This window comes from Halorussus vallis (assembly GCF_024138165.1).
Classification (GTDB): Archaea; Halobacteriota; Halobacteria; order Halobacteriales; family Haladaptataceae; genus Halorussus; species Halorussus vallis.
This window is the reverse complement of sequence record NZ_CP100001.1, coordinates 216,686-238,508: the sequence shown is the minus strand read 5'-3', so window position 1 is coordinate 238,508 and position 21,823 is coordinate 216,686. Positions and strand designations below refer to the sequence as shown.

Sequence of the window (21,823 nt, the reverse complement as noted above, 5' to 3'; positions counted from 1 at the left end):
AATGCGCCCGCTGCTCCGCAAGCCTGCTACTTCACAACGGCCGCGTCCGCCCGTCCTCCGTGACCCTACCGTACCGCAGACCGCCGCGCGCACGATTCGAGTGGAAAATCGTACCACGACCGCACGCGCCGGTTAGGCTGGTCGGTCCACGAAACGCCTCAATGGACGGACTACGAACCCCGACGCTCCCGTCTAGCCGCGCCGACCTGTTGAAGAATAGTTAAGAGCCGCGGGTGTCAGGACTCGCGTATGCGACTGGAGGAGTACTGGGGGGTCGGACCCAAGACGAGCGACCGTCTCAAGGACGCGCTCGGAGTCGAACGGGCGGTCGAGGCCATCGAGTCCGGCGAAGTCCGGGCGCTGGTCGAGTCGGGCCTGCCCCGCGGACGGGCCACCCGCATCCTCCGACGAGCCAACGGCGGCGAGGGGATGTCGGTGCTGGCGACCCGCGACACCCGATCGGTGTACAAGGAACTGCTCGACGCCGCGAGCGCCTACGCCGTCACGGCGTCGGCGGCCGACCGAATCAAGGTGCTGACGCCGCTGCTCTCCCGCGAGGCGGCCGAGGAGCGACTTGACCGGGTGACCGACGCCGCCGACTCGTGGCGCGCGCTCGACGGCGAAACCCGCCGGGCCGTCCTGGACGCCTTCGACGCTCACGCCGAGTCGGACCTGCGCGACGACGAGCAGGCCGCGGTGCGAACCGCGCTCGCGTTGCAGGACGCCGGCGTCGAGGGAGGTGCGTTCGACCGCGTGGCCGACATCGACCGCGCCGCCCTCGAAGCGGCGGCGAACGCCCTGGCCGACCTCGACGGCGGCGACGTCGCCGAGGGGGTCGACGACGAACTCGATGACCTGCGGGAGGCGCTCGACTCGGCCGAGGCGCTCTCGCGCGACGCGCTCGACGCGGTCGAGACTGTCCGCGAGGAGGCCCGCGCCGGCGCGGAGTTCAGCGAAGTCGTCGTCGACCACGTGGCGAGCGAAACCGGCGCCGGCTACAGTCGGGTCCGCGACGCCGTGCCCGACGACGCCGTCGACGCCGCCGACTTCGTGGGCGCGACGCTGCGCGGCCTGACCGCCGACCTCCGGGAGTCGGTCGAGGAGCGCGAGCGCAGCGTCGCCCGTCGGCTTCGGGGCCGTATCGCCGAGAGCCGCGAAGCAATCGACGCCGCCGACGCGGCGGTCGGCGACCTGGCCTTCTACCTCTCGTTGGCCCGCTTCGCCGAGGCGTTCGACTGCTCGCGCCCGGAGTTCGCGGACAACGGCTTCGCGGTCACCGGCGCGCGCAACGTCTCGCTGGCGACCGCGGTGGACGACGACGTCCAGCCGGTGACCTACGCGGTCGGCGACCACGGACTCGGCGACGCCGACTCCGCGAGCGACCCCGCACCCCCGACCGGCGACCGCGTGGCGGTCCTGACCGGCGCGAACTCGGGTGGGAAGACCACGCTGCTGGAGACGATGTGCCAGGTCGCGCTGCTCGCCCAGATGGGCCTGCCGGTACCCGCCGAGCGCGCGCAGGTTTCCATCTCGGAGGACATCGTCTTCCACCGCCGCCACGCCAGTTTCAACGCCGGCGTGCTCGAATCGACGCTCCGGAGCATCGTCCCGCCGCTGACCGACGGCGAGGACACCCTGATGCTGGTCGACGAGTTCGAGGCCATCACCGAACCCGGCAGCGCCGCCAATCTCCTCCACGGCCTCGTGCGACTCACGGTCGACCGCGGCGCGCTCGGCGTGTTCGTCACTCACCTCGCCGACGACCTCAAGCCCCTGCCGGAGAAGGCCCGCAAGGACGGCATCTTCGCCGAGGGCCTCGACGAGAACCTCGAACTCGAAGTCGACTACCAGCCCCGGTTCGGCACGGTCGGCAAGTCGACGCCGGAGTTCATCGTCTCGCGCCTGCTCGCGGGCGCCGACGACCGCGCCGAACGGGCCGGCTTCGAGACGCTGGCCCGCGCGGTCGGCGAGGAGGCCGTCCAGCGCACGTTAGACGATTGGTCGCCCGAAGCCAGCGCCGACGACTGAGAACGAATCGAGCGCGCAATAAACCAAGTATCGCTATACTATATCATCGCGATGCACGTGATTATCGATATGACTGCGGTGTACACGCTGTTGAGCGTCGACGGGTCCGTGGTCACCGCCGGTGCCGTCACCCTCCTCGTACTGGTCCTCGCGGAATTCGCTGGACTTCCGAAAATCGGTTCGAATCGGACGTAGGCGAGTGCTTCGAATCACGGCCGTCTGCCGAACGAGAGGTAGCGAGTCGAACTGGGCGAGCGGTCTACACCGTCCCCGAGGCCGTGCCGGAATCGACTCGCCCTCGCACCCGCCCGTCTCACCCGCTCAGAAGAACAGCACCCACGCGAGCAGTCCCATCGTGAGAATCGACATGATGGCCGGCAGTAGCGCCAGGCCGATGCTGGTGAGTTCGTCCAGCCGTCGCTCCTCGTCGACCGGGGCCAGCACTACGTAGCCGCAGTTGACGCACTGCTTCCGGTTCCGCTCGTGTTTTCGTCCGCAATCCTGACACTTCCATCGGCTCGGCCCCAGTCGCATCTGTGTGGTTCGCGTGGGACCACGAACTAGGGGGTGTTAGGTGTTGCGACCTGTCCGACGGCGGAGGTTCGGCCGACCGCCGCGGAACGCCGGTAGACGGCCGAAGGAACACTTATACGTCCGGCGAGTCTCCGCACTGTCGTACAGATGGGAGGACGGGAACGCCCGGAGAGCGGCGGAGACGCACCCTCCTCGCGCTCGGACGATGCGCCTGCGTCGTCCGAGCGCGAACGCGCCCGGCGGTTGCGCGAGACGGTCCGACGCCGGTACGGCGACGACGCCGACGCGCTGGCCGACCGACTCGACGCCGCCGACCCCGAGGAGCGCGCCGGAGCGGCGTGGGCGCTGGCCGAACTGGCGACCGAGGACCCCGACCGCCTGCCGGCCCGGACGGAACTCGCCGCCCTGCTCGAAGACGACCACCGGTGGGTCAGGCGCGGCGCGTCGTGGGCGCTGGCGGTCGCCGCCGAGTCGAACCCCCACTACGCCCGGCCGGTCGTCGCGGAGATCGCCGAGTCGCTCGATGACGACGACCCGCTGGTTCGGGAGAATGGCGTCCTCGCGCTCGCGGGCGTCGGCGCGGAGTACCCGCTCGCCGTCGAACCCGCGCTGTCTCGACTCGCGGAACTCACCGACGACGAGGACGACCTGGCCCGGCGGTACGCCGCCGATGCGCTCCGGAATCTGGTTGTGCGCCTCGACGAGGACGGCTTCCCGCGGACCATCGCGGCCGGTCCGGACCTCGCCGACGTACTGCCGGGCGACGCCGGCGTGGTGGAGGTGTCCGACGACCCCGACGACCGCGGGACGGTTCGAGTCCGACGCCCGAATATCGGCGACGCAGGACCGAGTGGAGGCGGCGACGAGACGGCAGACGAGGAAGACGAAGACGACGAACGCGGCCCGCCGGAACTGATTCCCGAACCGCCGGCGGTTTCGGCCGACTTCGGGTCGTTCGAGCGCCTCGCCGACCTCGGCCGGGGTCGATTCACCGCGGCCGCGAAGGCGCGAACGCCGGCCGACGGCGGCCGGCACGTCGTGGTGACGCTCCGGACGGCCCGGACCGACGCCGACGTCGACCCGGCCGCGCTGGCGCGGGCGTTCCGGACGTGGGCGAGCGTCGCCGACCACGACCACGCCGTGCCGGTGGTCGCCCGCGGGGAGACGCCTCGACCCTGGGCCGCGACCGAGTTCATGGACGGCGGGTCGCTACGGGACGCCGTCGGTCGGATCGGCCTCGAACGCGCGCTCTGGTACGCCCACTGCCTGACGCGGGTCGTCTGTTACGCCCACGCTCGCGGGGTCGTCCACGGTGCGCTCCGGCCGGGCGCGGTCGGCCTGTCGCGGACGCTCGGCGCGTGGCCGGTCCCGAAGGTCGGCGACTGGGGGTTCGGCGAGGTGGCGGCAGATGGCCCGCCGGGTCCGCCGGCGTTCGCCGCGCCGGAGCACCTCGCGCCCGCGGCGTTCGGTCGCCCGGACCACTCGACCGACGTCTACCAACTCGGCGCGGTCTGCTACGCGTTGTTCGCCGGTCGGCCGCCTTTCGTCGGCGATGCGAGCGAGGTGGTGCGGCGCGTCCGCGAGCGTGAACCTGCGCCGGCCAGCGCGCTCGCGGGCGAGGTGCCCGACGGACTGGACGACCTGCTGGCGCGGGCGCTCGCGAAGGAGAAACAGGCCCGGTACGAGACGGTCGAGGATTTCCGGCGCGCGCTCGAAGTGGTGCTCGACGAGCGCGCGCCGGTGTGGTGGTGAGGTGGGTTCGGCTTACCGCCGGCCCGCGGGCCCGCCGTCGTCGTGGAAGTAGACGACGCGCTCGCCTTCGCCGCAGGTGGTTTCGCGCTCGACGTCCTGGTGGGAGGAACACCGACGCCGGTACTTCTTGAAGAACGACAGGGGCTGGCCGCCGTAGATGTCCTCCCAGCGGTCGCCGCGCTCGACGACGATTCGCTGGTCGTACGGTCGGCCGCAGACGGGGCAGGCGTCGTCGTCGCCCGCGTCGGGTGCGCGCGAGTGCATGTGAACGAGTATCGGGGAGCGAGACGTTTCACACTGTCGGCTGTGAACGCTAACGGTTTCGCCGGGAATCCGCCGTACTGACCGTCGACGTTCCGTCTTCAGCGCTCTCCGTTCGGCGACCGACGACCGACGGTCGAGTCCCGCGGCGGGACCGCCGGCGTCCGCCTCCATTTAAGTACGTCGGGTACCATCTCTCGGAAAAGAGACATGCGACCGACGTCACTCGGCGCGGGCGAGGGCGCGCTGGCCAGCGCGCCCTCGCCCGCGTCCCTCGTCGCGCCCGCCGCCGACCCGAGCGCCGCGGTCGTGGCGTTCCTCGGGTCGGTTCTGGTCGCGACCTCGGCCGTCGTCTTCGGCTACTACGCGCTCTGGAACCTGCGGCTCAGCCGACTCGAATCCCAGGAGCCGTTCTGGCGCTACCTCGCGCTCGCCGGGACGGCCGCCGCGGTCTACGGACTGCTCGGCGCGGCGGCGGTCGTCGTCCGCTCGCGCGCGCTGACCGCGTTCGGTCACGGTGCGCTACTGTTCTGCATCGTCTTTCTGGCCTTCTCGATGCGGGAGGTGTACTACAACTCCGCACTGGCCCCGCCCGCCGACGAGGGAGTCCCGCTGGCCACCCTCCGGCGGGTCGAGGCGGCGTTCGTCGTCGTCATCGTCGTCGAGTGGCTGGTCGTCCTGCTCATCGACCAGGTCGGGGTGGCGCTCCTCGTCAAGGGGCTGGGAAGCGTCGCGTTCGCCTCCTACGGCGTGCTGTTCGGCGAGAAACTCGAAGCGATGGGTCGCGGGACGACCCTCGACACGCTACGGCGACACCTCATGCCGGTGCTGGTCTGTCTGGGCGTGCTCGGTCTGGCCGACCTCGGCGTCTACGTCGGCGTCGAGTCGCTGGTCGTCGAGGCGTTCGAGAGCGTGTTCGTCGTCCTCGTCGCCGGATTCTTCCTCACCGCGACGATTCGCCTCCAGCAGAACGTCGAGGGACTGTCGGTCGCGAGGTAGGTCGTCGCCTGTTGCTTGCCGCTCGGCGGTCGTCGCGTCGTGGCGTCATCGGGTCGTCGCGCCTCTCTCCGTTCGTTTCCTTTCGCCTACCTGTCGGTTAACTGAATCGCCGCGCGAGGTTCGTGGAGCCGGCAACCCTAAACGCAATTGTTAATTCGGATAGTTATTAAGTGTCGGGAGGTGTTTCACGTCGCCGGGGGTTTCGAACATGGGAACCGACGACGACGCGAGACTTTCGAGAAGAACGTACCTGAAGACGACCGGCGCCGCCGGCGCGGTCGGACTCGGCGGACTGTCGGGGCTGCTCGAACAGGGGTCGGCGCCGCTGGAGGTCCAGCACTGGTGGACCGGCGGCGACGGCGGCCGGGCCATCTCGGCGCTGTTCGAGGGGTTCAAGCAGAAGTATCCCGACGTCAAGGTCAACGAGAATCCGGTTTCGGGCGGTGCGGGACAGAATCTTCACACCGTCATCAAGAAGCGCGTACTGAACAACAACCCGCCGAGCACCTGGCAGGACTGGCCCGGCCAGAACCTCAAACCGTACACCGACGCGGGGGTGTTGAAAGACATCGAGCAGTCGGTCTGGTCGAAGAACGGGATGAAGGACGCCTATCTCGCCGGGCCGAAGCAGGTCGCCCAGCCGGCGGGGAACTTCGTGACGGTGCCGCTGAACATCCACCGACTCAACAACCTCTTCTACAACGTCGAGGTGGTCGAACAGGCGGGCGTCGACCCGACCTCGTTCTCGTCGCCGAGCGACCTCCTGGCCGCGCTGAAGACCGTCGAGTCGGAGACGAACGCGGCCGGGATGGCCCACCAGACCAAGTCGCCGTGGTCGACGCTCCAACTCTGGGAGACGGAACTCCTGGCCCGGCACGGGCCGAAGGTCTACCGGCAGTTCTACAACGGGAACGTCGGGCAGGTCCAGAGCCAGATCAAGGACGCCCTCCGCGGGGTCAAGCAGTACCGCCAGTACTTCAACGACGACGCGGGGTCGGTCGACTGGACGCAGGCGAACAACAAGATCATCAACGGCGAGGCGGCGTTCATCCACCAGGGCGACTGGGCCGCGGGCATGTATCGCGGCCAGCAGGGGTTCGCCTACGAGAAACAGTGGAATCAGGTGACCTACCCGGGGACGAACGGCCTCTACTCGCAGGTCATCGACTCGTTCCCGTTCCCGAAGAACAACCCGTCGCCCGACGCCACGACGAAGTTCCTGCAGTACGTCGGGAGCGTCGACGGCCAGCGCCGGTTCAACCCGAAGAAGGGGTCGATTCCGCCGCGGAGCGACGTGCCCAAGGACGCCTTTGGTCCGTTCCTGCGGAGTCAGATGGACGACTTCAAGCAGTCGAACGGCCAACCGCCGTCGACCGCACACGGCCTCGCGGTGCCGCCGGAGACGCTGACGAATCTGGAAGGTGCCTTCGCGTCGTTCAACTCGAACTGGAACGTCGACCGGACCTACCAGGGCATCAGTCGGGCGTTCCAGTAGTCCGGAGCGACGAGCGACGCCTCGCTTTCGCTCGGCGTCGCTCGAAGACACGAGGTAGTCGCGGCGAATCGCAGGATTCGGTCGGTAGGCGTCGCACACCGACCGAATTCCGTAGACGTATCCGACGCTACCGGTCAGCGATACGAAGTTCGTGCGGCGTCGGCGTCGGGGAAAAGTCGGTCGGTAGTCGAACGGGACGGGCGATAGCGTAACGCGAGCGCGTAGCGAACCGCCGCTACGCGGTCACCTCCGCGTCCTCGGGTCTGGCGACCGACAGCGGTTCGTAGATCCGTTTCCGGGCATCCTGGACGTACAACCGCTCTTCGACCAGCCCCTGGTCTTTGAGTTTGCCGAGTGCGTCGCGGGTCGTCCGGGAGGGCAGGAGCGCCCGCTCGCGTATCTGGCGCTGGGTCAGCGGGTCGCCGTCGGCTAACACTCTGTAGACGAGTTTCGCGCTCGGCGGAAGGTCGAGAAGTCGCTCGAATCGCTGCTCCGGAGTGGTCTCCGTTTCACTGCCCGTGACAAAAACGATCACTGGTCTTCGACATAGCCACGCTCGACTACACATTGCCGGTAGTTAGTTGTTGCGGTAAACTATCCGGAGAAAACGCCGCGTAAGGAAATCCCACTACGGCGCCGGGTCGACTTCCCAAAACATAACTAATTTACGACAAATTATATGACGGATATATTCTTTCCTCCGGGGTAACCACAAGATATAATACCGTCTTGTATCATGATTCAGTCACTGACCGGAACTGCGGACAAGTGACCGACCATGGCCCACGACCAATCGACCGTCCTCGTCGTCGACGACGAGCAAGACGTTGCAGACCTCTACGCGATGTGGTTGGAGGACGACTACCGCGTTCGGAGTGCCTACGGCGGCGAGGACGCCCTCTCGAAACTCGACGACTCGGTCGACGTCGTCCTGCTCGACCGTCGGATGCCCGGCCGGTCGGGCGACGAAGCGCTCGAGGAGATCCGCGCCCGCGGCGTCGACTGCCGCGTCGTGATGGTCACGGCGGTCAAGCCCGACTTCGACATCGTCGAGATGGGCTTCGACGACTACCTCGTCAAGCCCGTCTCGAAGGACGAACTCGACGACGTCGTCCAGCAGATGCTCACCCGGGTCGACTACGACGCCCAACTCCAGGACTACTTCTCGCTCGTCTCGAAGAAGGCCGTCCTCGAATCCGAGAAGGGCGACGACGCGCTCGCCGGCAGCGAGGAGTACTCCCAGTTGCGCGCCGAGTTGGACGAGGTGAAGTCCGAAGTCGATACGACCCGCGACGAACTGTCCGACCACGACGACTTCGTGGGCGCGTTCCGAGACCTCTCGAACTGAGTGGGGCGCGACCCCGACCGTTTTCTCACCGCGGCGCGACGAACTCGACCGGATGGCGAGTTTCGTCGTCGCGCAGCGCCGTCAACTGCTCGCAACACGACGTGCCGCTCGCCAGCACCGTCTCCTCCCCGGCGAACCCCTCGCGGAGGTCCTCGCCGACGTCGAGGCTGAGTTCGTAGTACTCGAGCTTGTAGCCGAAGCTTCCGGCCATCCCGCAACACTCCACGTCGGAGGTGACCACGTCGTAGCTCAGGCGTTCGAGGACCGCGGTCGTGTACCGCTCCAGCCCCAGCGTGCGTTGCTGGCAGTGGGCGTGGTAGGCGACGCGGTTGGAGGACGCGTCGCCCGCTCCGCGGGACGCGTCGGGGTCGGCGCTCCGGAGCGCGCCGGGGTCGGCGCCGTTCTCCAGCAGACCGTAGACGTACTCGAACAGTTCGTAACTCGCCTCGGCGACGCGGTCGGCGGTCGACTCTGGCAGGAGGTTGCGGTAGTCGGCCCGGAACATCGCCAGGTCGCTCGGTTCGACGACCACCACGTCCCGTCCCGCGTCGAGGTGGGGCGCCAGCGCGTCCGCCACCGCCGAGGCGCGCGCCTCGGCGGTGGCGACCATCCCCTGGGAGAGCGGTGCGCGTCCCGAAGCCGGGAGGTCGGGGACGCGCACCGACACGCCGAGGGCTTCGAGGGTGCGGACCGCCGCCTTCCCGCGCTCGACCGCGACGTGGTTCGTGTAGGGGTCGGGGTAGAGGACGGCCTCGCGGTCGGATTCGCCCGTCTCCGCGCCCGTCCGCGCGTCGCCCGTCCCGACACCCGCCCGCGAGTCGGCCGCGCCGGTGGCGCGGCCGACTCGCTCGCCTCTTCCGCGCGTTCGTCCACCGCGCGACTCCCAATTCTCGAACCACTTCCGTAACGTCTCCCTGCGGAACTCGGGCAACTCCCGGCGGGCGTCGACGCCGAGCGTTCGCTCGGCGAGCGCCCGCACGCCGGGCGCGCGGGCGAGCCAGTTCGAAACCGGCGCGGTCGCGCTCCCGAGTTTCGCCAGCGTCGGGAAGTTACCGAACAGTCGCTTCTGGAGGTCGAGGCCGCCGGATTCTTCGTCGGGCGTCAACCCCTCCACGAGAAAGTCGAAGTTCCCCTCCGCGCCGCGGTTCAGTCGGTCCCGGACCACCGTGTTTATCCACGGAACGTCTATCTTCACCGGACACTGGTTGACGCAGCGGGTACACCCCGTACAGAAGTCGTTGAACTCGGCCGCCGAGTCAAGGCCGTGGACGCCCGCCTCCCACCCGGTGGCGATGCCGCCCGAGTACGTCTCGCCGCCGAAGCCGTGGCCGCCGACGTGCTGGAAGTTCGCACACGAGTTCAGGCAGGCCGAACACCGGATGCAGTAGAGCGTCTCGCGCAACTGGTCGTCTTCGCGCATCGCCGTCCGCCCGTTGTCGACCAGCACGAGGTGGAACTCGCGGTCGTTCTCGCCTCCGACCTCGCTCGCCGCTTCGGTTTCCTCGCCCTCAAACTCCATCGTCGGCGCGTCGCCGGGCGGTGTCAGGAAGGTCACGTAGGAGGTGATGGACTGGCCGGTCCCCGACCGGCCGATGAGTTCGACGAACGGCGCCACGTCCTCGAACGTCGGGAGCAGTTTCTCCACGCCCGCCACTGCGACGTGGGTGTCGGTCGCCGCGACGCTCTTGCGGGCGTTGCCCTCGCTGGTCACCAATGTCAGCGTCCCGGTGTCGGCCGCGACGAAGTTCGCGCCGGTCATCCCCACGTCGGCCTCCCGGATCTTCTCGGCGAGGAACTCGCGGGCGAACCGGGTCAGGTCGTCGGCGGTTTCGAGCGGTTCCTCGGGGCCGAAGACCTCCTCGAACAGCGTCGCGATGTCGGCCTCCGACCGGTGGATGGCGGGCGCGACGATGTGGCTCGGCGCCTCGTCGGCGACCTGGAGGACGAATTCCCCGAGGTCAGTTTCCCACACCTCCGCGCCGGCCTCGGCGAGCGCGTCGTTGACCTCCAGTTCCTCGGTGGTCATCGACTTGCTCTTGACCACCGTCTCGGCGTCGGCGTCCCGGACCACCTCCCGGACGTACCGGTTGGCGTCGGCGGCGTCCTCCGCGAGGTAGACGGTGCCGCCGTTGGCCTCGACCGACTCGCGCACCCGCTCTATCAACTCCGGCAGTCGCTCTATCGCGTCCTCCTTGATGGCGCGGGCCTCGTCCTTCAACCCCTCGTAGTCCGACAGTTCCGCGACCGCCTCGTAGCGCCCGCGGTTGAACCCCTGGGTGTTTCGCTCGACGCTCTCGCCCTCGGTCGCGAGGAGTCGTCGAATGCGGGCGGCCTTCTCCTCCCTGCTCGCGGATTTCCCGCTCATCGGTCCTCCAGCACCACGACGCACACCTCGCGCGGGCCGTGAGCGCCCAGCACGAGTTCGCCCATGTCGGCGGTCGCGCTCGGGCCGGTCGCGAGCACGGCGTCGCCGCCCGCCCGAACGACGTCGCCCAGTCGCTCGATTCCGGCGGGCATGTCGGCCACCACGTCGCCGGCCGCGAGCACCGCGACGTGGCGGGCCGGAAAGAGGCTCGCGGCCTCCTCGCCCGCGGCCGTCGACTCGACCGCCACGGAGCCGTAATCGGCCACCGCGAACCGGACGGGGGTGACGCCCGTCGCGGCGGCTTCGAGGTCGGCGGCGGTCGGATTCGTCTCGACCGATTCGGGGAGTGAGACGCCGTCGAAGGGGAGCGGCGCGCCGACGGCTGGCGGTTCGAGGAGTTCCGAGACGACGTGCCGGAAGTTCTCAGCCGAGGTGCGTCGCACCTCGCACCCCGCGTCGGTCGCCTCGCGCTCGAACCGCCGGACGAGGTCGGTCGTGGTCATGGGTACCACGTGGTGGTCCCGGGACGTAATGGTGTGGGTGAGTTCGGCGAGGTCGCCGAAGGGGTTCGACGACGCGGCCGTCTCACCCCACGAGACACCGACCCAGCGCTTCCGTCTCGCACTCGCCGACGGCGACCAGCCGACCCTGGTTGGTGTTCACGAACGCGAGTCCCTCCACGACCGCGGGGGCGCTTCTGGCGTCCCGGTTCTCGCCCAGGGCGAACCGGGCGCGCTCGGCGCCCGTCGCGGCGTCGAGGACGAACAGTCGCCCGTACGTGTCGTCGGTCACCTTCGCGCCGTTGACGTAGACGGCGTCGCCGGCGACGGCGGGCGTGGTCCCGCCCTCGACCACCGTCGCGTTCTCGTTCCGGCCGTCGAACCGCCAGACGCGCTCGCCGGTTTCGACCCGCCGCGCCTCCAGGCCGAAGTCCGCCACGAGGTAGACGAGGCCGTTCGCCACCGCGAGTCCGTTGTCGGCGCGCTTCGGGCCGGTCGCCCGCCGCCACAGTCGTTCGCCCGTCTCGGCGTCGAAGGCGGCGAGGAAATTCGCCTCGCCGTTCGCACCTTCGAGCGGCAGGAACAGCCGACCGCCCGCGACGCTCGGCGGACCGTTCGCTCGCGCGGGCCGCCGCCACAGTTCCTCGCCGGTTCGAACGTCGAGCGCGACGAGGCCGCCGTCGTCGGCGAAGAAGGGGACGTAGACGACCCCGCCGGCCGCCGACAACTGCCACATTCCGAACAGGTCCGGAAATTCGAGCCGCCAGCGCTCGCGCCCGGTGGCGGGGTCGACTCCGAAGACGACCTCGGGTTTCGTCTCGCCATCGCTCGTCTCGCCGACCGAACCGTACGTCCCCGTCACCGCGACGCCGTCGGTCACGGCGGGCGGCACCACGTTGGGCCGCGGTTGCGGCCGCCCGAGGTTGTCGAACGTCCACCGGGGCGTGCCGTCGGCTCCGACGGCCTTTAACCCGGCTTTCGTCTGGACGAAGACGCGGTCGCCGTCGAGGACGAGCGAATCGGAGTGGTAGAAGTAGTGGAACTCGTCGGTCCGCCAGAGTTCGGTCGTCCACTCGGTTTCGCCGGTCGCGGCGTCGAACGCCTCCAGCCACGTGCCGCCCTTCCGGTCTCGCGCCTCCCGGGAGTACGCGAGGTAGAGTCGGTCGCCGCCGACGACCGGCGAGACGGTGGACCCGCCCCGGTCGGGACGGTCGCGGTGCCACACCTCGTAGAGCGCCCGGGTCGGCCCGGTCGTCGGCGAAGCGGCGGTGTGCTCTACGTCCGCTGCCCGTCGGGGCCACCCGCCGTCCGTGTCGGGGGTTCCGAACGAGACGCACCCGGCGAGCGCGACGGATGCGCCGCAGGCGGCCAGGAACCGTCGTCTGGAGGGCATCGACCGAGTGCTGTCGCGCTGCCGGGATAAGTTTTCTCGACTCCCCGACTTCTCGGATATTCGGTTCTCGACCCGGCCGCCCGTCCAGCGTTCTCGACCCGGCCGCCCGTCCAGCGTTCTCGACCGCAGTCGCCCGGCGGACAAATCGTATAGCGAAATACGATTTATTTATCGCGTACCGCCGTCTCGAACGTCCGTACAACCGCCGCGACCTGCGTCTCCAACGGGAGACTCGGCTGGACTTCGCCGCCCGCCGTCGCCTCGGCCTCGTGGGCCTCCGCCGCGGCCATCTCGGGAGTGAGCGGCAGGTGGACGAACCCCATCGGCACGTCCCGCGACTCTCGTTCGAGATGGGCTCGCGTCCGGTACAGCAGGTCGTTGCAGAGGTGGGTCCCGGCGGTGTTCGAAATCCGTGCCGGGATCCCCGCTCCGAGCAACGACTCGACGACTTCGACCACCGGGAGCGTCGAGAAGTACGCCGCCGGTTCGCCGTCGCCAGGACGGATTCGCTCGTCTCTCGGCTCCACGCCGTCGTTGTCCGGCACGCCCGCGCAGTCGGCGACGTTGACGCCGACGCGCTCGATGCTCACCGCAGTCCGGCCCGCCGCGAGTCCGGTCGCCACTATCGCGTCGGGGTCGTACTCCTCGATCAACTCGCGCATCTCCCCGCCCGCCCGGTCGAACTCGACCGGCAGGACGCGCCCGACGACGTCCCGGTCTGCAACCGTCTCGCCGTCGAGTTCTCGCGCCACCTCGGCGGTCGGGTTCCGTTCGCGGTCGCCGAACGGTTCGTAGCCGGTCAGGAGTAGCGTCATGGCCCGGCCTGCGCAGGCCGGCGACTTGGGTTTGCCGTATCCGGTGCTACGACGCCGACCTCGACGATGTCCGCGACTCCCCGCCCGAGGTTTCGATGCCGGTTACTGTCGGCAGAAAGCACTTGTAGCCGTTCCGAGTAGTCGCCGGCGATGCCCTCCTCAGTGAGACGCGAGTTCCTCCGGACGACCGTCGTCCTCTCGGCCGCCGGATTGGCCGGTTGTCTCGGCGGTCGCGAGTCGAGCGGAACCGCATCTTCACCGACGGCCGAGATGTCCCGCTCGCCGACCTCGTCGGTGACGACTGTTGCGTCCGACTCCGAGACGTCCCCCTCGCCGACACCGGCGGGCGAGGACGCCTCGCTCTCGGTTTCCGAGTCGTCGGTGAAGACCGTCGCCGGCCACCGGGTCGGCGTGACCGACCCGGTCGCGCGAAAGGCGGTCGCGTACGACTCCATCATGGGGTCGGGCGGCGTGCTCGCACGACAGGACCGACAGTTCGTCGTTGCGGCCGTTCAGAGCGTGACCGACTCGGCCGCCGACGCTGCGGGACCGCCACCGTACGACGCCTTCGACCTCGTCGTCGACGGCGACGCGTACCCGGCCGTCGCGATCGAGAAGCGAACCCGCGGTGCGTTCACCACGTCGCTCGCGGGACGAGGCGACGTCAAGTACGACGAACCCTACGCGCGACCGTCCGAGGACCGCGTCGGCTGGGTCGCCTTCGAACTCCCTTCGCCGCTCGCCGCGTCGTCGCTCGCAATTCGGTGTCGGTACGAGGGCGAGGCTGCGCGCTGGCGACTCCCCCGGAACGTCGCCGCGACGCTGGCCCGACGCCCGCCGTCGTTCGAACTCCGGTCGTTCGCGGCGGAGTCCCTCGACGCCGAATCGGTCGAACTGTCGCTCTCGGTCGAGAACGTCGCCGACGTCGGCGGGCGGTTCCTCGCCGCGGTCTACTGGCCGACGGCGATAGCTGACGACGACGAGAGTCACCTCGTTCGCGAGCGAGTTCCCGCGAACGGCCGCGTCGAGTGGTCGACGACCGTCGACGCGAAGTACGCCGCCTCGTCGAACGGCGAGACGACCGCGACGGTCGACGGCTGCGTCTCGGGGACGGCGACCGTCCCGCTCTCGGGAACGACCACCGCGTAACGCGGTGCGAACACGTGACGAGATGCAAATCGCCACGGTCAAGCACACGACGAATTTGGCGAACGCCGTGCCGTTCCAGATCCAGCCGGTCGAATTCGACAAGATAGCGTCGAAGTAGCGATTCGCCGGGCCGTACAGCACCGCCAACTGGAGCAGCGACGCCGCGACGAACTGTCGCAAGCGCTGAAAAACCCGGAGGTCAGGCGAGCAGTTTCGGCGACCCGGTTCGGTCACCGTCGCGCACTCCGCCGTCCGCGCTCGGATGCCCGCCCGCACCGTCGCCGTCGTCCCACGGTTCGTCGTCCTCGTAGCCGAGTCGCTCGGCGGCCTGCGGGTCGCTCGGTTCGGGGTCGTGGTTGGGTTCGCCGTATCGGAAGTGGAGGTCGACGAGCGCTCCGACCTCGTGCTGTGGCGGGCCGTACATCGCGTACTCGGTGTTCCTCCAAGTCATGGCTCTCCAGTACTGGACGACCGGAAGCGGTATAATACGCGCCTATCGTTCTCGCCGCCCAAGACCCCGTTGCCGTCGCCGTCGTTCCGGCCAACGTGCGCGTAAACGAAATCGTATGCGATTGCGAAAACGTAATCGGAAACGGACTCGATTGCGCGACGGCAACGTGTCGTCGCTCCGCGCGACGATTCTCCCTCCGACCGCCGGACCCGCTCGTCCGTCGAATCCGTTTACCGGACACGGAAACGGATGCGTCTCGCTTTCGCCGGAGCCGCGTCGGTTCGCGACCGGCCCGTGGTCGCTCGGGAGTCCGGACCGTCGAGACGAGCGCGGAGTTCCCGACCCTCGCGTTTACGACTCCGTTAACGTTAACGCAAACGCATTCGTGGCTTTCTTCAGCCGTTGCACGTACGTCCGCGACATCACCCGGATTGGCCGACCGATGCTTCGACCGTCCGGCCTCCCCGAAGATGATATCGAGGTCCATTCCGTCGATTCCGAAGCGGATGCCGTAAACGAACGCGTAAACGTTTGCGCTAACGGTGCCGGATTTGCTGACGGTGTGGACCCGGCCGCGAAGTTGGTCCGTCGACTCATGCGCGCGCGGTTCTCCTGGCTTCGGCGACGAAGTCGACCGAACCGTCGTCCATCGTAAACGTATACGCAAACGATCTCGGAAACGGCACCGCTGACCGCCCGTTCTTCGTCATCGAGCGATGCGACTGCCGATAGACGAGCTGCTATTCCGTAAACGGAACCGGGAAACGGTGGCGCAAACGAATCCAGAAACGAAATCGTAAACGGGCCTGGTCAGACGTTTCGGCGGGCGTACTCGCCGGATGCGTCGGCGAGCGCGTCGAGGTACTCGGGGGCGGCTTCGCGGAGTCCGAGGCGGACCGCGAGCCGAACGATCTCGCTACGGTCGAGTTCCGACGGCGCGGCGTCCCGGCCCAGCGCCTCCTGCAGGGCGGTCCCGACCTCGTGGCGGTCGTCCTCGCGGTCGGCGAGCGTCGTCAACAGCGCGGTGACCGAGGCGTCACGGGCGGCGAACGTCTTGGCTTGCTCGCCCGAGTCGATGGCCGCCAGCGCGTCGACCAGTTCCTCCACCAGGTCGTCGCCCCCGTCGTCGCTCGGGGCGGCCGGTTCGGCCAGGCGGTCGGTCCGCTGGGTCTGCTGGCGGAGTTCCTCGAGATCCGGGTCGCTCACGCCGTCTCACCTCCGGTCGTCACCGGCTTGGCCGACCGCAGGCGATCGGCCAGCGCCTCGGCGTTCTCCAGGAACGACTCGCGTGCGCGCATCGCCGTCCGGGACGGCTCTTCCAGCGCGAAGGCGGTTCGGCCCTGCTCGGCGGCGTTGCGGATGTCCTGGCTCACCGGGACGTGGGCGGGCGCGAACGCCTTGGGGTAGGCCGACCGGAAGGCGTCGAGGTACTCCTCGGCGAGCGTGGTTCGGGTGTCGACCTTGTTGGGCAGTACCATCGCTAGTTCGACGTCCACGTCGAAGTTCTCGGCGATCTTGTCGAGGTCGGCCCGGAGCGCCTCGGCCTGTTCGGACTCGAACGGCCCCATCTCGACCGGCGCGATGACGTTTCGCGCCGCCCAGAGGCCGTTGTAGCTGACGTTGTTCGTCAGGCCGGGGAGGTCGATGAGGACCGCGTCGTAGCCCAGCGGTTCGATGTACTCGTCGAGGAAGGAATCGAGTCGCGAGTAGCGGTCGTGGGCGTCGTCGATGTTGCCGAGTTCGGCGTCGAGGCTGTCCAGCCCCGGGTGGGCCGGGATGAGGTCGACGTTCTCGTCGGTTTCGATGACGAGGTCTTCGACCGCCGCGTCGCCCAACTTCTCGGCGATGGCGTCCCACTGGTCCTGGAACACCGTCGAGATGTTCGGCCAGTCGTCGTCCTCGGCGATCTGGCGCTCGACGGTCTCCCACTGTCCGAAGTGCTTGACCAGGTCGCCCTGTTTGCCCGCGAGGTCGATGAGCAACACGTCGTCGCCTCGTTCGGCGAGCGCCACGCCGAGGTGGGCCGCCGTCGTCGTTTTTCCGGTGCCGCCCTTGTCGAGGAAGGTGCAGGCGCGAATGGACCCGCTCATGATTTGCGTTTGCGCAAACGCAAACACCCTATTTAGTCCTTCGTCAGACGCGGCCGCGAAAAACGTCCGTTTACGATAACGGAAACGTTTTCGTAAACGATTCCCGAACCGAAAGCGGGTGCGAAAACGCTCTGGGAAACGTAGGCGTCTATGGCCACGCAAACGCCCTCCTACGGCGCTAACCAGTCGATTCTCTGCACTCGGCTCCGAACTCACGGCCACCGTCCCGAACCCCGGCCGGAATCGGGAAGGGACGCGGCCGCCTATTACTCGCCATGGATCTGCTGGTCGTCGCCGCGTTTGCGCTGCTGGTGGTCGGCGTTATCGGAAGCGTCGTGCCGCTGGTTCCCGGGGCGGCGCTGTCGCTCGCGGGTGTCTACCTCTACTGGTGGCAGTCGGGCTTCGCGAGCCCCGGCCTGCTCGCGCTCGCGGCGTTCACGGTCGTCGGCCTCTTCGCGGTCGTCGCCGACCACTTCGGCGGCGCGATGGCCGCGCGGGCCGGCGGCGCGTCCCTCCTGACCACCGTGCTCGCCAGCCTCGCCGGCATCGCCCTGCTGTTCGTCGCCGGTCCGGTCGGCCTGCTCGTCGGCGTGATGGGCGTCGTCTTCGCCGCCGAGTTCTACCGAACGCGGGACGCTCGCGGCGGAGCGCGCGCGGCGGTCTTCGCGGCGCTCGGCGTGCTCGGTTCGGCCGTGGTCCAGTTGCTCGTCACGCTCTCGATGCTCGTCGGCCTCGCGTTCGTCGCCGCGTAGGCAGAGCTTTTTGTTCCACCGCGGAGTAGTACCTTCGGTATGAGAGCGCACGCCGCAGTTCTACTCGTCGCGCTGGTGGTGCTCGGGGGCTGTCTCGGGGGCGCGTCCCTGGATTCGCAAGCCGAGACGACCACCGCCGCGCCGAACGCGTCCACCGCGACGTCGACCGTGCCCGGGACGACCGCCGACGGCTCGCAGCCGGCGCTAGTCCGTGAGGCCGAGGGGCACAACGAACGCCTGAACGTCACCCAGAACGCGACGTTCGTGGTCGACGACGGCTCGAACGTGACCGTCTCGATGGCGGTCGCCAACTCCGCCGAGGAGCGACGGCAGGGGCTGATGTTCGTGACGTCGCTGCCGCGCAATCACGGGATGGTGTTCGTCTACCCCGACGCCGAACACCGGACGTTCTGGATGAAGAATACCTACGTCCCGCTGGACATGGTCTTCGTCGCGCCGAACGGCACCGTCCTGAACGTCGAACACGCCGACACGCAACTCAACGCGTCGACGTCCGAACTCGACCGCTACAGCAGTGAAGGCGACGCCAAGTACGTGGTCGAACTCCCGCGCGGGTTCGCGAACCGCACGGGCGTCGGTCCGGGAACGCAACTGCGGTTCAACGGTTCGGCGCCCTCCGCGGAGTCGTCCGGGTGACGGTCGCCCGCTCCTAAACAGAAAGCATTTATATGATGGGTGTGACGCCCAAAATACCTCGGGTAGGGGTACACGAGGTACTTTCTTTCGAAGCCACTCCGATAGCGAGGCGTTTGCGGCGTCGGTTTCGATAGCGCGAGTCCCGTCCCTAGAGCGCTCACGCTGGTCGTTCCAGCGACTGTTACTGTCGTCGTCTCTTCTCACCTTCGCCGATCCCCTCACCCTACACGCATCTCGCGTCGCTCGACTCGTCGTTCTCCCTCCTGACCTGTCTCTCCTCGCGCTTCGCTTTCGTCTCTCGTCGTTTCCGAACTCCTCGCAACGCTTCGGAATCCGTCTGCGGAATCGTTTACGGATACGTTTGCGGAAACGTTAGCGCATTTCTGCCGTCGAATGAAAACCTCTATCACCGCTCGGACTCGCCGTGACGACGATGCAGACCCCGGCCACTTCCCGGCGACGCGCCGACGACGCCGAGGATGCGGACGACCGGACGCGAGCGAACGCGCTGGTGGTCAGGTCGCTATTACTCGTCGGTTCGGGCGTCCGTGGACTCTACACGCTAACGTTTCTTGCCTTGCTCGCTTCATTGGCGTTCTGAGGAGGTAGAGATTGATAAGTAATGACGCCGTACCTGCGAGCGTTCCGCATGACCGACCGCGCGCCGACCTTCGACATCCCGCGTCGACCCGAGCGCACCTACCCCCGAGACAGCGGCGTGGAGTACGAGGGCGGCACCGTCTTCCGCCTCGTGCCGGACCCGGCGTCGTCCGACGGGGAACTGGCGGCGCTCGTCGAGCGCATCCTCGACGGTGACGGCTACACCTACGGCGACTGGTTCGACCTCCCCGCGCCGGTCTACCTCGTCCACGACGAGCGCCGCCGGACCGTCTTCCGGATCGTCGTCCGCTACGGGAACGTCGAGTTCCACGTCCTCCCGGAGACGGCGTCGGCCGCGCTCCGGGGGATGTACCGGCGCATCTGCGATGCGAGCGACTGCGCGTGGAACGTCGACTGCGAGACGACCACCCCCGACTGACCGCGGTACGGCGAGTCCGACGCGACGAGTCGCGTCGGACTCGCCGTGGATTCGGGTCGGATTCGTGTCACACCCGCGGCGGTTCGCCGCGCCGCTCTTCTCCAACGCGCTCGCCCCGCCCGCACGGTAGCTTTTTGTTCCATCCCCGAAATCCCCACCGTAATGACCGTTCCGACGACCGAGACCGACGACTTCCAACTCCGGACGGCCGAGTCCGAGTCCGAGATGCTCGAACTCGCCGACGAGAGCGGCATCAAGGAAGCGCGGCTCTCCTACCCCAGCGGCTGGCTCCTGCTGGCCAGTGAAGGCCCGACTCGCGCGCTCGTGGACGCGCTCCGCGACGCCGACGCCGGTGCGCGCTACGGCACCGAGAACCTCGCGTCGATGGCCGACCTCGACGCCGACGCGGTCGAGGACGCCGCCGACACGCTCATCGCGCTCGGCGTGCTCGTCGCCGACGAGGGCGCGTACCGCGTCAACGAGTACAGCGGCGTCCGCCACGCCGCGAACGAACTCGGGGCCGCCGTCGAGGCGACCGGCGCGCCCGACGACGAAACCGGACTGCACTACCTCGCCCGCTTAGAATCCGTGCGACTGTTGCTCGACGCGCTAATAACCGCCGACGCCGGCCGGACGTTCACCCAGGAGGACTTCCACCGGATGACCGGCGTCTCCCGGAAGGCGGTGTGGGTCCACGTCGAACGGCTGGTCGAACTCTCAGTGTTAGAAGAGGACGGCGACGAGTACGTCCTCGCCGCTCAGAGTCCAGTCTATCGTTGGGCGCAGTCGCTCGACGCGGCCGTGGTCGGCGCGGCGCTCTCCTCGTCCCACCCCTGAGTCGACGTCACGCGGTGAGTTGCTCGGACTCGTGGTCGACGTACTGTGCCTCCCACTCGCGGCGGGCCTCGATTTCGCGCGTGCCTCGCCGGGTCAGCGTGTAGTAGTTGGTCCGGCGGTCGCGCTGGCCCTTCTCGACGAACCCCTTGTCGACGAGTGTGTCGAGGTTCGGATACAGACGGCCGTGGTGGATTTCTTTCTCGTAGTACGATTCCAGTTCGTCTTTGATGGCGAGTCCGTGCGGTTCGTCCAACCCCGCGATGACGTACAGCAGGTCGCGCTGGAAACCAGTCAAGTCGTACATCGTTTCCCCTGGAATAACAAAGTCATCCGATAGACAAAAGCATGATGGCCGCTCACACGCCGAGTACGTATCAGCGACCGGCGAGGTGGAAACCGCCCGCTGTCGGTCGGTTCAGGGAGTTAAGTGCTCCATACTCACGGTTTCGACCCAGCGCTCGGTGACCGTCGAGTCGCCGGTTCGCTTCGCGCGCGGGATGACGACCGTCCGCACCTCGTCGTCCGATTGGACCGTCCCCGCGAGGTCGTGTTCGAGGAAGGCGACGATGCGGTCGTCGCTCGTCTCGGCCCGCAAGTCCCGGAGTTCGACCGTCTGAGCGTCGACGTACTCGCTCTCCTCGGGGGCGAACGAGAGGTAGCCGACCGAACTGCACCGAGGACACTTGGCGTGCTCGCGGAACGACCGGCCCTGCTGGGGGACGCGCCTGGTCACCTGCTCGCACTTGGCGCACCGGAACGCCGCGACGACGACCTTCGGCCGGACCTCGTCGACGCCGGTGACCCGACAGCGCGCGGTGTGGAGTTCGTTCAGGTGTTCGGCCCGGAGGTCGGCGAGCGACACCTCGCTACGCTCGGGCAGGTCGTTCACGCGGAGGTAGACCGCGTCGAGGCCTCCGTCGTCTGAACCCTGAAGGAAGCGCCCGAGGGCCGCCCTGCCCGCTCGGAACACCTCGTCGGGATTCGACAGCAGCGGTCGGGAGAACTGGTAGTCGTGGCCGAACCGGTCGTAACTGACCGATAGCGAGCGCTCGTCGGGGTAGGTTTCGACGAATCGTCGCACGCGCTCTGCCCGCTCGCGGTACACGTACTCGTACCACTTTTCGGTCAGGTCGCTCGGACGGACGGTCATGCACGGCCAGTCTCGGCGGTCCGTCTTTGTTACGAGCCTCCTGTCGCCGCCCCGGGTGCTTTAGTGTACTCCTAGCGAGGCGACGCAGTGTCGCGGTTTCCACGCCGTTTACGCTTGCGTTTGCGAGCACGTTTACGGAAACGCGTACGTTCGGGGAAGCGACCCGTTCGCCTCCTCGGCGGACGTCGACCGCGGGCGAAAAGCGCCA

At 68.2% G+C, this 21,823-nt stretch carries 24 protein-coding genes; 12 read left to right on the top strand and 12 right to left on the bottom strand.

What is annotated here, in order from left to right; translation table 11 throughout:
* The first annotated feature begins 249 nt into the window (after positions 1–249).
* Positions 250–2,028 carry a MutS-related protein gene (locus tag NGM07_RS21290; protein WP_253521125.1) on the top strand — a complete coding sequence of 593 codons (1,779 nt, stop codon included), beginning with the start codon at positions 250–252 and terminating at the stop codon, positions 2,026–2,028.
* Between the two features lie 69 nt (positions 2,029–2,097).
* Entirely contained in the window at positions 2,098–2,223 is a 126-nt protein-coding gene (locus NGM07_RS25395; RefSeq protein ID WP_256525562.1) for a hypothetical protein, read from the top strand.
* Positions 2,224–2,349: 126 nt separating this feature from the next.
* On the opposite strand, the gene NGM07_RS25390 is transcribed toward NGM07_RS25395, so the two are convergent.
* The gene (locus NGM07_RS25390) at positions 2,350–2,472 is read right to left on the bottom strand and encodes a hypothetical protein (RefSeq protein WP_256525560.1); all 123 of its coding nucleotides are present in this window, start codon (positions 2,470–2,472) and stop codon (positions 2,350–2,352) included.
* Positions 2,473–2,709: 237 nt separating this feature from the next.
* Here NGM07_RS25390 and NGM07_RS21285 point away from each other — a divergent pair, with 237 nt between their 5' ends.
* A complete protein-coding gene (locus NGM07_RS21285; protein WP_253521123.1) occupies positions 2,710–4,314 on the top strand; it encodes a protein kinase domain-containing protein in 1,605 nt (534 codons plus the stop codon).
* Between the two features lie 12 nt (positions 4,315–4,326).
* Here the strand turns inward: NGM07_RS21285 and NGM07_RS21280 are convergent, their stop codons facing one another.
* Positions 4,327–4,578, bottom strand: a complete 252-nt coding sequence (locus NGM07_RS21280) for a hypothetical protein (RefSeq protein ID WP_253521122.1) — start codon at positions 4,576–4,578, stop codon at positions 4,327–4,329.
* Positions 4,579–4,785: 207 nt separating this feature from the next.
* On the opposite strand from NGM07_RS21280, the gene NGM07_RS21275 reads away from it, so the two are divergent.
* Positions 4,786–5,574, top strand: a complete 789-nt coding sequence (locus NGM07_RS21275; RefSeq protein ID WP_253521120.1) for a hypothetical protein — start codon at positions 4,786–4,788, stop codon at positions 5,572–5,574.
* A gap of 208 nt (positions 5,575–5,782) precedes the next feature.
* Complete coding sequence (locus NGM07_RS21270; RefSeq protein WP_253521118.1) at positions 5,783–7,069, top strand: ABC transporter substrate-binding protein; 1,287 nt, start codon at positions 5,783–5,785, stop codon at positions 7,067–7,069.
* Between the two features lie 235 nt (positions 7,070–7,304).
* Here the strand turns inward: NGM07_RS21270 and NGM07_RS25560 are convergent, their stop codons facing one another.
* A complete protein-coding gene (locus NGM07_RS25560) occupies positions 7,305–7,637 on the bottom strand; it encodes a MarR family transcriptional regulator (protein ID WP_382194014.1) in 333 nt (110 codons plus the stop codon).
* Between the two features lie 210 nt (positions 7,638–7,847).
* Here NGM07_RS25560 and NGM07_RS21260 point away from each other — a divergent pair, with 210 nt between their 5' ends.
* Positions 7,848–8,417 (top strand): HalX domain-containing protein, encoded by a 570-nt coding sequence (locus NGM07_RS21260; RefSeq protein WP_253521113.1) that lies wholly within the window; start codon positions 7,848–7,850, stop codon positions 8,415–8,417.
* Positions 8,418–8,442: 25 nt separating this feature from the next.
* On the opposite strand, the gene NGM07_RS21255 is transcribed toward NGM07_RS21260, so the two are convergent.
* The 4 genes from NGM07_RS21255 to NGM07_RS21240 all read right to left on the bottom strand — a co-directional run bounded on the left by NGM07_RS21255 (position 8,443) and on the right by NGM07_RS21240 (position 13,490).
* Positions 8,443–10,782 carry an LUD domain-containing protein gene (locus tag NGM07_RS21255; protein ID WP_253521110.1) on the bottom strand — a complete coding sequence of 780 codons (2,340 nt, stop codon included), beginning with the start codon at positions 10,780–10,782 and terminating at the stop codon, positions 8,443–8,445.
* Positions 10,779–11,285 carry an LUD domain-containing protein gene (locus NGM07_RS21250; protein WP_253521107.1) on the bottom strand — a complete coding sequence of 169 codons (507 nt, stop codon included), beginning with the start codon at positions 11,283–11,285 and terminating at the stop codon, positions 10,779–10,781. Before NGM07_RS21250 ends, NGM07_RS21255 begins: the two co-directional genes overlap by 4 nt.
* Positions 11,286–11,367: 82 nt before the next feature.
* Positions 11,368–12,675, bottom strand: coding sequence for an outer membrane protein assembly factor BamB family protein (locus tag NGM07_RS21245; RefSeq protein WP_253521105.1), 1,308 nt, complete (start codon positions 12,673–12,675; stop codon positions 11,368–11,370).
* A 164-nt stretch (positions 12,676–12,839) separates the two neighbouring features.
* Positions 12,840–13,490, bottom strand: coding sequence for a pyroglutamyl-peptidase I (locus NGM07_RS21240; protein ID WP_253521104.1), 651 nt, complete (start codon positions 13,488–13,490; stop codon positions 12,840–12,842).
* A gap of 150 nt (positions 13,491–13,640) precedes the next feature.
* Between NGM07_RS21240 and NGM07_RS21235 the strand changes: the two genes are divergently transcribed.
* A complete protein-coding gene (locus NGM07_RS21235; RefSeq protein WP_253521102.1) occupies positions 13,641–14,639 on the top strand; it encodes a hypothetical protein in 999 nt (332 codons plus the stop codon).
* Between the two features lie 199 nt (positions 14,640–14,838).
* Here the strand turns inward: NGM07_RS21235 and NGM07_RS21230 are convergent, their stop codons facing one another.
* The 3 genes from NGM07_RS21230 to NGM07_RS21220 all read right to left on the bottom strand — a co-directional run bounded on the left by NGM07_RS21230 (position 14,839) and on the right by NGM07_RS21220 (position 17,180).
* Positions 14,839–15,090: a hypothetical protein gene (locus NGM07_RS21230; protein WP_253521101.1), complete on the bottom strand. Its 252-nt coding sequence runs from the start codon at positions 15,088–15,090 to the stop codon at positions 14,839–14,841.
* An 810-nt stretch (positions 15,091–15,900) separates the two neighbouring features.
* On the bottom strand, positions 15,901–16,296 hold the full coding sequence (locus NGM07_RS21225) for a DUF8115 family protein (protein ID WP_253521099.1): 396 nt from the start codon (positions 16,294–16,296) through the stop codon (positions 15,901–15,903).
* On the bottom strand, positions 16,293–17,180 hold the full coding sequence (locus NGM07_RS21220) for a ParA family protein (RefSeq protein WP_253521097.1): 888 nt from the start codon (positions 17,178–17,180) through the stop codon (positions 16,293–16,295). The genes NGM07_RS21225 and NGM07_RS21220 overlap by 4 nt, the downstream gene beginning before the upstream one ends.
* A gap of 275 nt (positions 17,181–17,455) precedes the next feature.
* Between NGM07_RS21220 and NGM07_RS21215 the strand changes: the two genes are divergently transcribed.
* The 5 genes from NGM07_RS21215 (at position 17,456) to NGM07_RS21195 (ending at position 20,465) form a co-directional block, all read left to right on the top strand.
* Positions 17,456–17,932, top strand: a complete 477-nt coding sequence (locus NGM07_RS21215; protein WP_253521095.1) for a DUF456 domain-containing protein — start codon at positions 17,456–17,458, stop codon at positions 17,930–17,932.
* Between the two features lie 39 nt (positions 17,933–17,971).
* Positions 17,972–18,589, top strand: a complete 618-nt coding sequence (locus tag NGM07_RS21210) for a DUF192 domain-containing protein (RefSeq protein WP_253521093.1) — start codon at positions 17,972–17,974, stop codon at positions 18,587–18,589.
* 433 nt (positions 18,590–19,022) lie between these two features.
* On the top strand, positions 19,023–19,190 hold the full coding sequence (locus NGM07_RS21205; RefSeq protein ID WP_253521090.1) for a hypothetical protein: 168 nt from the start codon (positions 19,023–19,025) through the stop codon (positions 19,188–19,190).
* Positions 19,191–19,238: 48 nt separating this feature from the next.
* Positions 19,239–19,628, top strand: a complete 390-nt coding sequence (locus tag NGM07_RS21200; RefSeq protein ID WP_253521087.1) for a hypothetical protein — start codon at positions 19,239–19,241, stop codon at positions 19,626–19,628.
* Between the two features lie 162 nt (positions 19,629–19,790).
* The gene (locus NGM07_RS21195; protein ID WP_253521085.1) at positions 19,791–20,465 is read left to right on the top strand and encodes a helix-turn-helix domain-containing protein; all 675 of its coding nucleotides are present in this window, start codon (positions 19,791–19,793) and stop codon (positions 20,463–20,465) included.
* Between the two features lie 7 nt (positions 20,466–20,472).
* Here NGM07_RS21195 and NGM07_RS21190 read toward each other — a convergent pair whose 3' ends face one another.
* Both NGM07_RS21190 and NGM07_RS21185 read right to left on the bottom strand, forming a co-directional pair.
* Complete coding sequence (locus tag NGM07_RS21190) at positions 20,473–20,769, bottom strand: PadR family transcriptional regulator (RefSeq protein ID WP_253521083.1); 297 nt, start codon at positions 20,767–20,769, stop codon at positions 20,473–20,475.
* A 111-nt stretch (positions 20,770–20,880) separates the two neighbouring features.
* Positions 20,881–21,615: a minichromosome maintenance protein MCM gene (locus NGM07_RS21185; protein ID WP_253521081.1), complete on the bottom strand. Its 735-nt coding sequence runs from the start codon at positions 21,613–21,615 to the stop codon at positions 20,881–20,883.
* Positions 21,616–21,823: the final 208 nt, after the last annotated feature.

Coding starts and splice junctions, on each gene's coding strand:
- NGM07_RS21270 (WP_253521118.1), top strand. CDS start 5,783: ATGGGAACCGACGACGACGCGAGACTTTCGAGAAGAACGTACCTGAAG.
- NGM07_RS21185 (WP_253521081.1), bottom strand. CDS start 21,615: ATGACCGTCCGTCCGAGCGACCTGACCGAAAAGTGGTACGAGTACGTG.
- NGM07_RS21245 (WP_253521105.1), bottom strand. CDS start 12,675: ATGCCCTCCAGACGACGGTTCCTGGCCGCCTGCGGCGCATCCGTCGCG.
- NGM07_RS21190 (WP_253521083.1), bottom strand. CDS start 20,769: ATGTACGACTTGACTGGTTTCCAGCGCGACCTGCTGTACGTCATCGCG.
- NGM07_RS21280 (WP_253521122.1), bottom strand. CDS start 4,578: ATGCACTCGCGCGCACCCGACGCGGGCGACGACGACGCCTGCCCCGTC.
- NGM07_RS21220 (WP_253521097.1), bottom strand. CDS start 17,180: ATGAGCGGGTCCATTCGCGCCTGCACCTTCCTCGACAAGGGCGGCACC.
- NGM07_RS21250 (WP_253521107.1), bottom strand. CDS start 11,285: ATGACCACGACCGACCTCGTCCGGCGGTTCGAGCGCGAGGCGACCGAC.
- NGM07_RS21210 (WP_253521093.1), top strand. CDS start 17,972: ATGAGAGCGCACGCCGCAGTTCTACTCGTCGCGCTGGTGGTGCTCGGG.
- NGM07_RS21255 (WP_253521110.1), bottom strand. CDS start 10,782: ATGAGCGGGAAATCCGCGAGCAGGGAGGAGAAGGCCGCCCGCATTCGA.
- NGM07_RS21240 (WP_253521104.1), bottom strand. CDS start 13,490: ATGACGCTACTCCTGACCGGCTACGAACCGTTCGGCGACCGCGAACGG.
- NGM07_RS21200 (WP_253521087.1), top strand. CDS start 19,239: ATGACCGACCGCGCGCCGACCTTCGACATCCCGCGTCGACCCGAGCGC.
- NGM07_RS21215 (WP_253521095.1), top strand. CDS start 17,456: ATGGATCTGCTGGTCGTCGCCGCGTTTGCGCTGCTGGTGGTCGGCGTT.
- NGM07_RS21230 (WP_253521101.1), bottom strand. CDS start 15,090: ATGACTTGGAGGAACACCGAGTACGCGATGTACGGCCCGCCACAGCAC.
- NGM07_RS21260 (WP_253521113.1), top strand. CDS start 7,848: ATGGCCCACGACCAATCGACCGTCCTCGTCGTCGACGACGAGCAAGAC.
- NGM07_RS21285 (WP_253521123.1), top strand. CDS start 2,710: ATGGGAGGACGGGAACGCCCGGAGAGCGGCGGAGACGCACCCTCCTCG.
- NGM07_RS21205 (WP_253521090.1), top strand. CDS start 19,023: ATGCAGACCCCGGCCACTTCCCGGCGACGCGCCGACGACGCCGAGGAT.
- NGM07_RS21290 (WP_253521125.1), top strand. CDS start 250: ATGCGACTGGAGGAGTACTGGGGGGTCGGACCCAAGACGAGCGACCGT.
- NGM07_RS21235 (WP_253521102.1), top strand. CDS start 13,641: ATGCCCTCCTCAGTGAGACGCGAGTTCCTCCGGACGACCGTCGTCCTC.
- NGM07_RS21275 (WP_253521120.1), top strand. CDS start 4,786: ATGCGACCGACGTCACTCGGCGCGGGCGAGGGCGCGCTGGCCAGCGCG.
- NGM07_RS25395 (WP_256525562.1), top strand. CDS start 2,098: ATGACTGCGGTGTACACGCTGTTGAGCGTCGACGGGTCCGTGGTCACC.
- NGM07_RS25560 (WP_382194014.1), bottom strand. CDS start 7,637: ATGTGTAGTCGAGCGTGGCTATGTCGAAGACCAGTGATCGTTTTTGTC.
- NGM07_RS21195 (WP_253521085.1), top strand. CDS start 19,791: ATGACCGTTCCGACGACCGAGACCGACGACTTCCAACTCCGGACGGCC.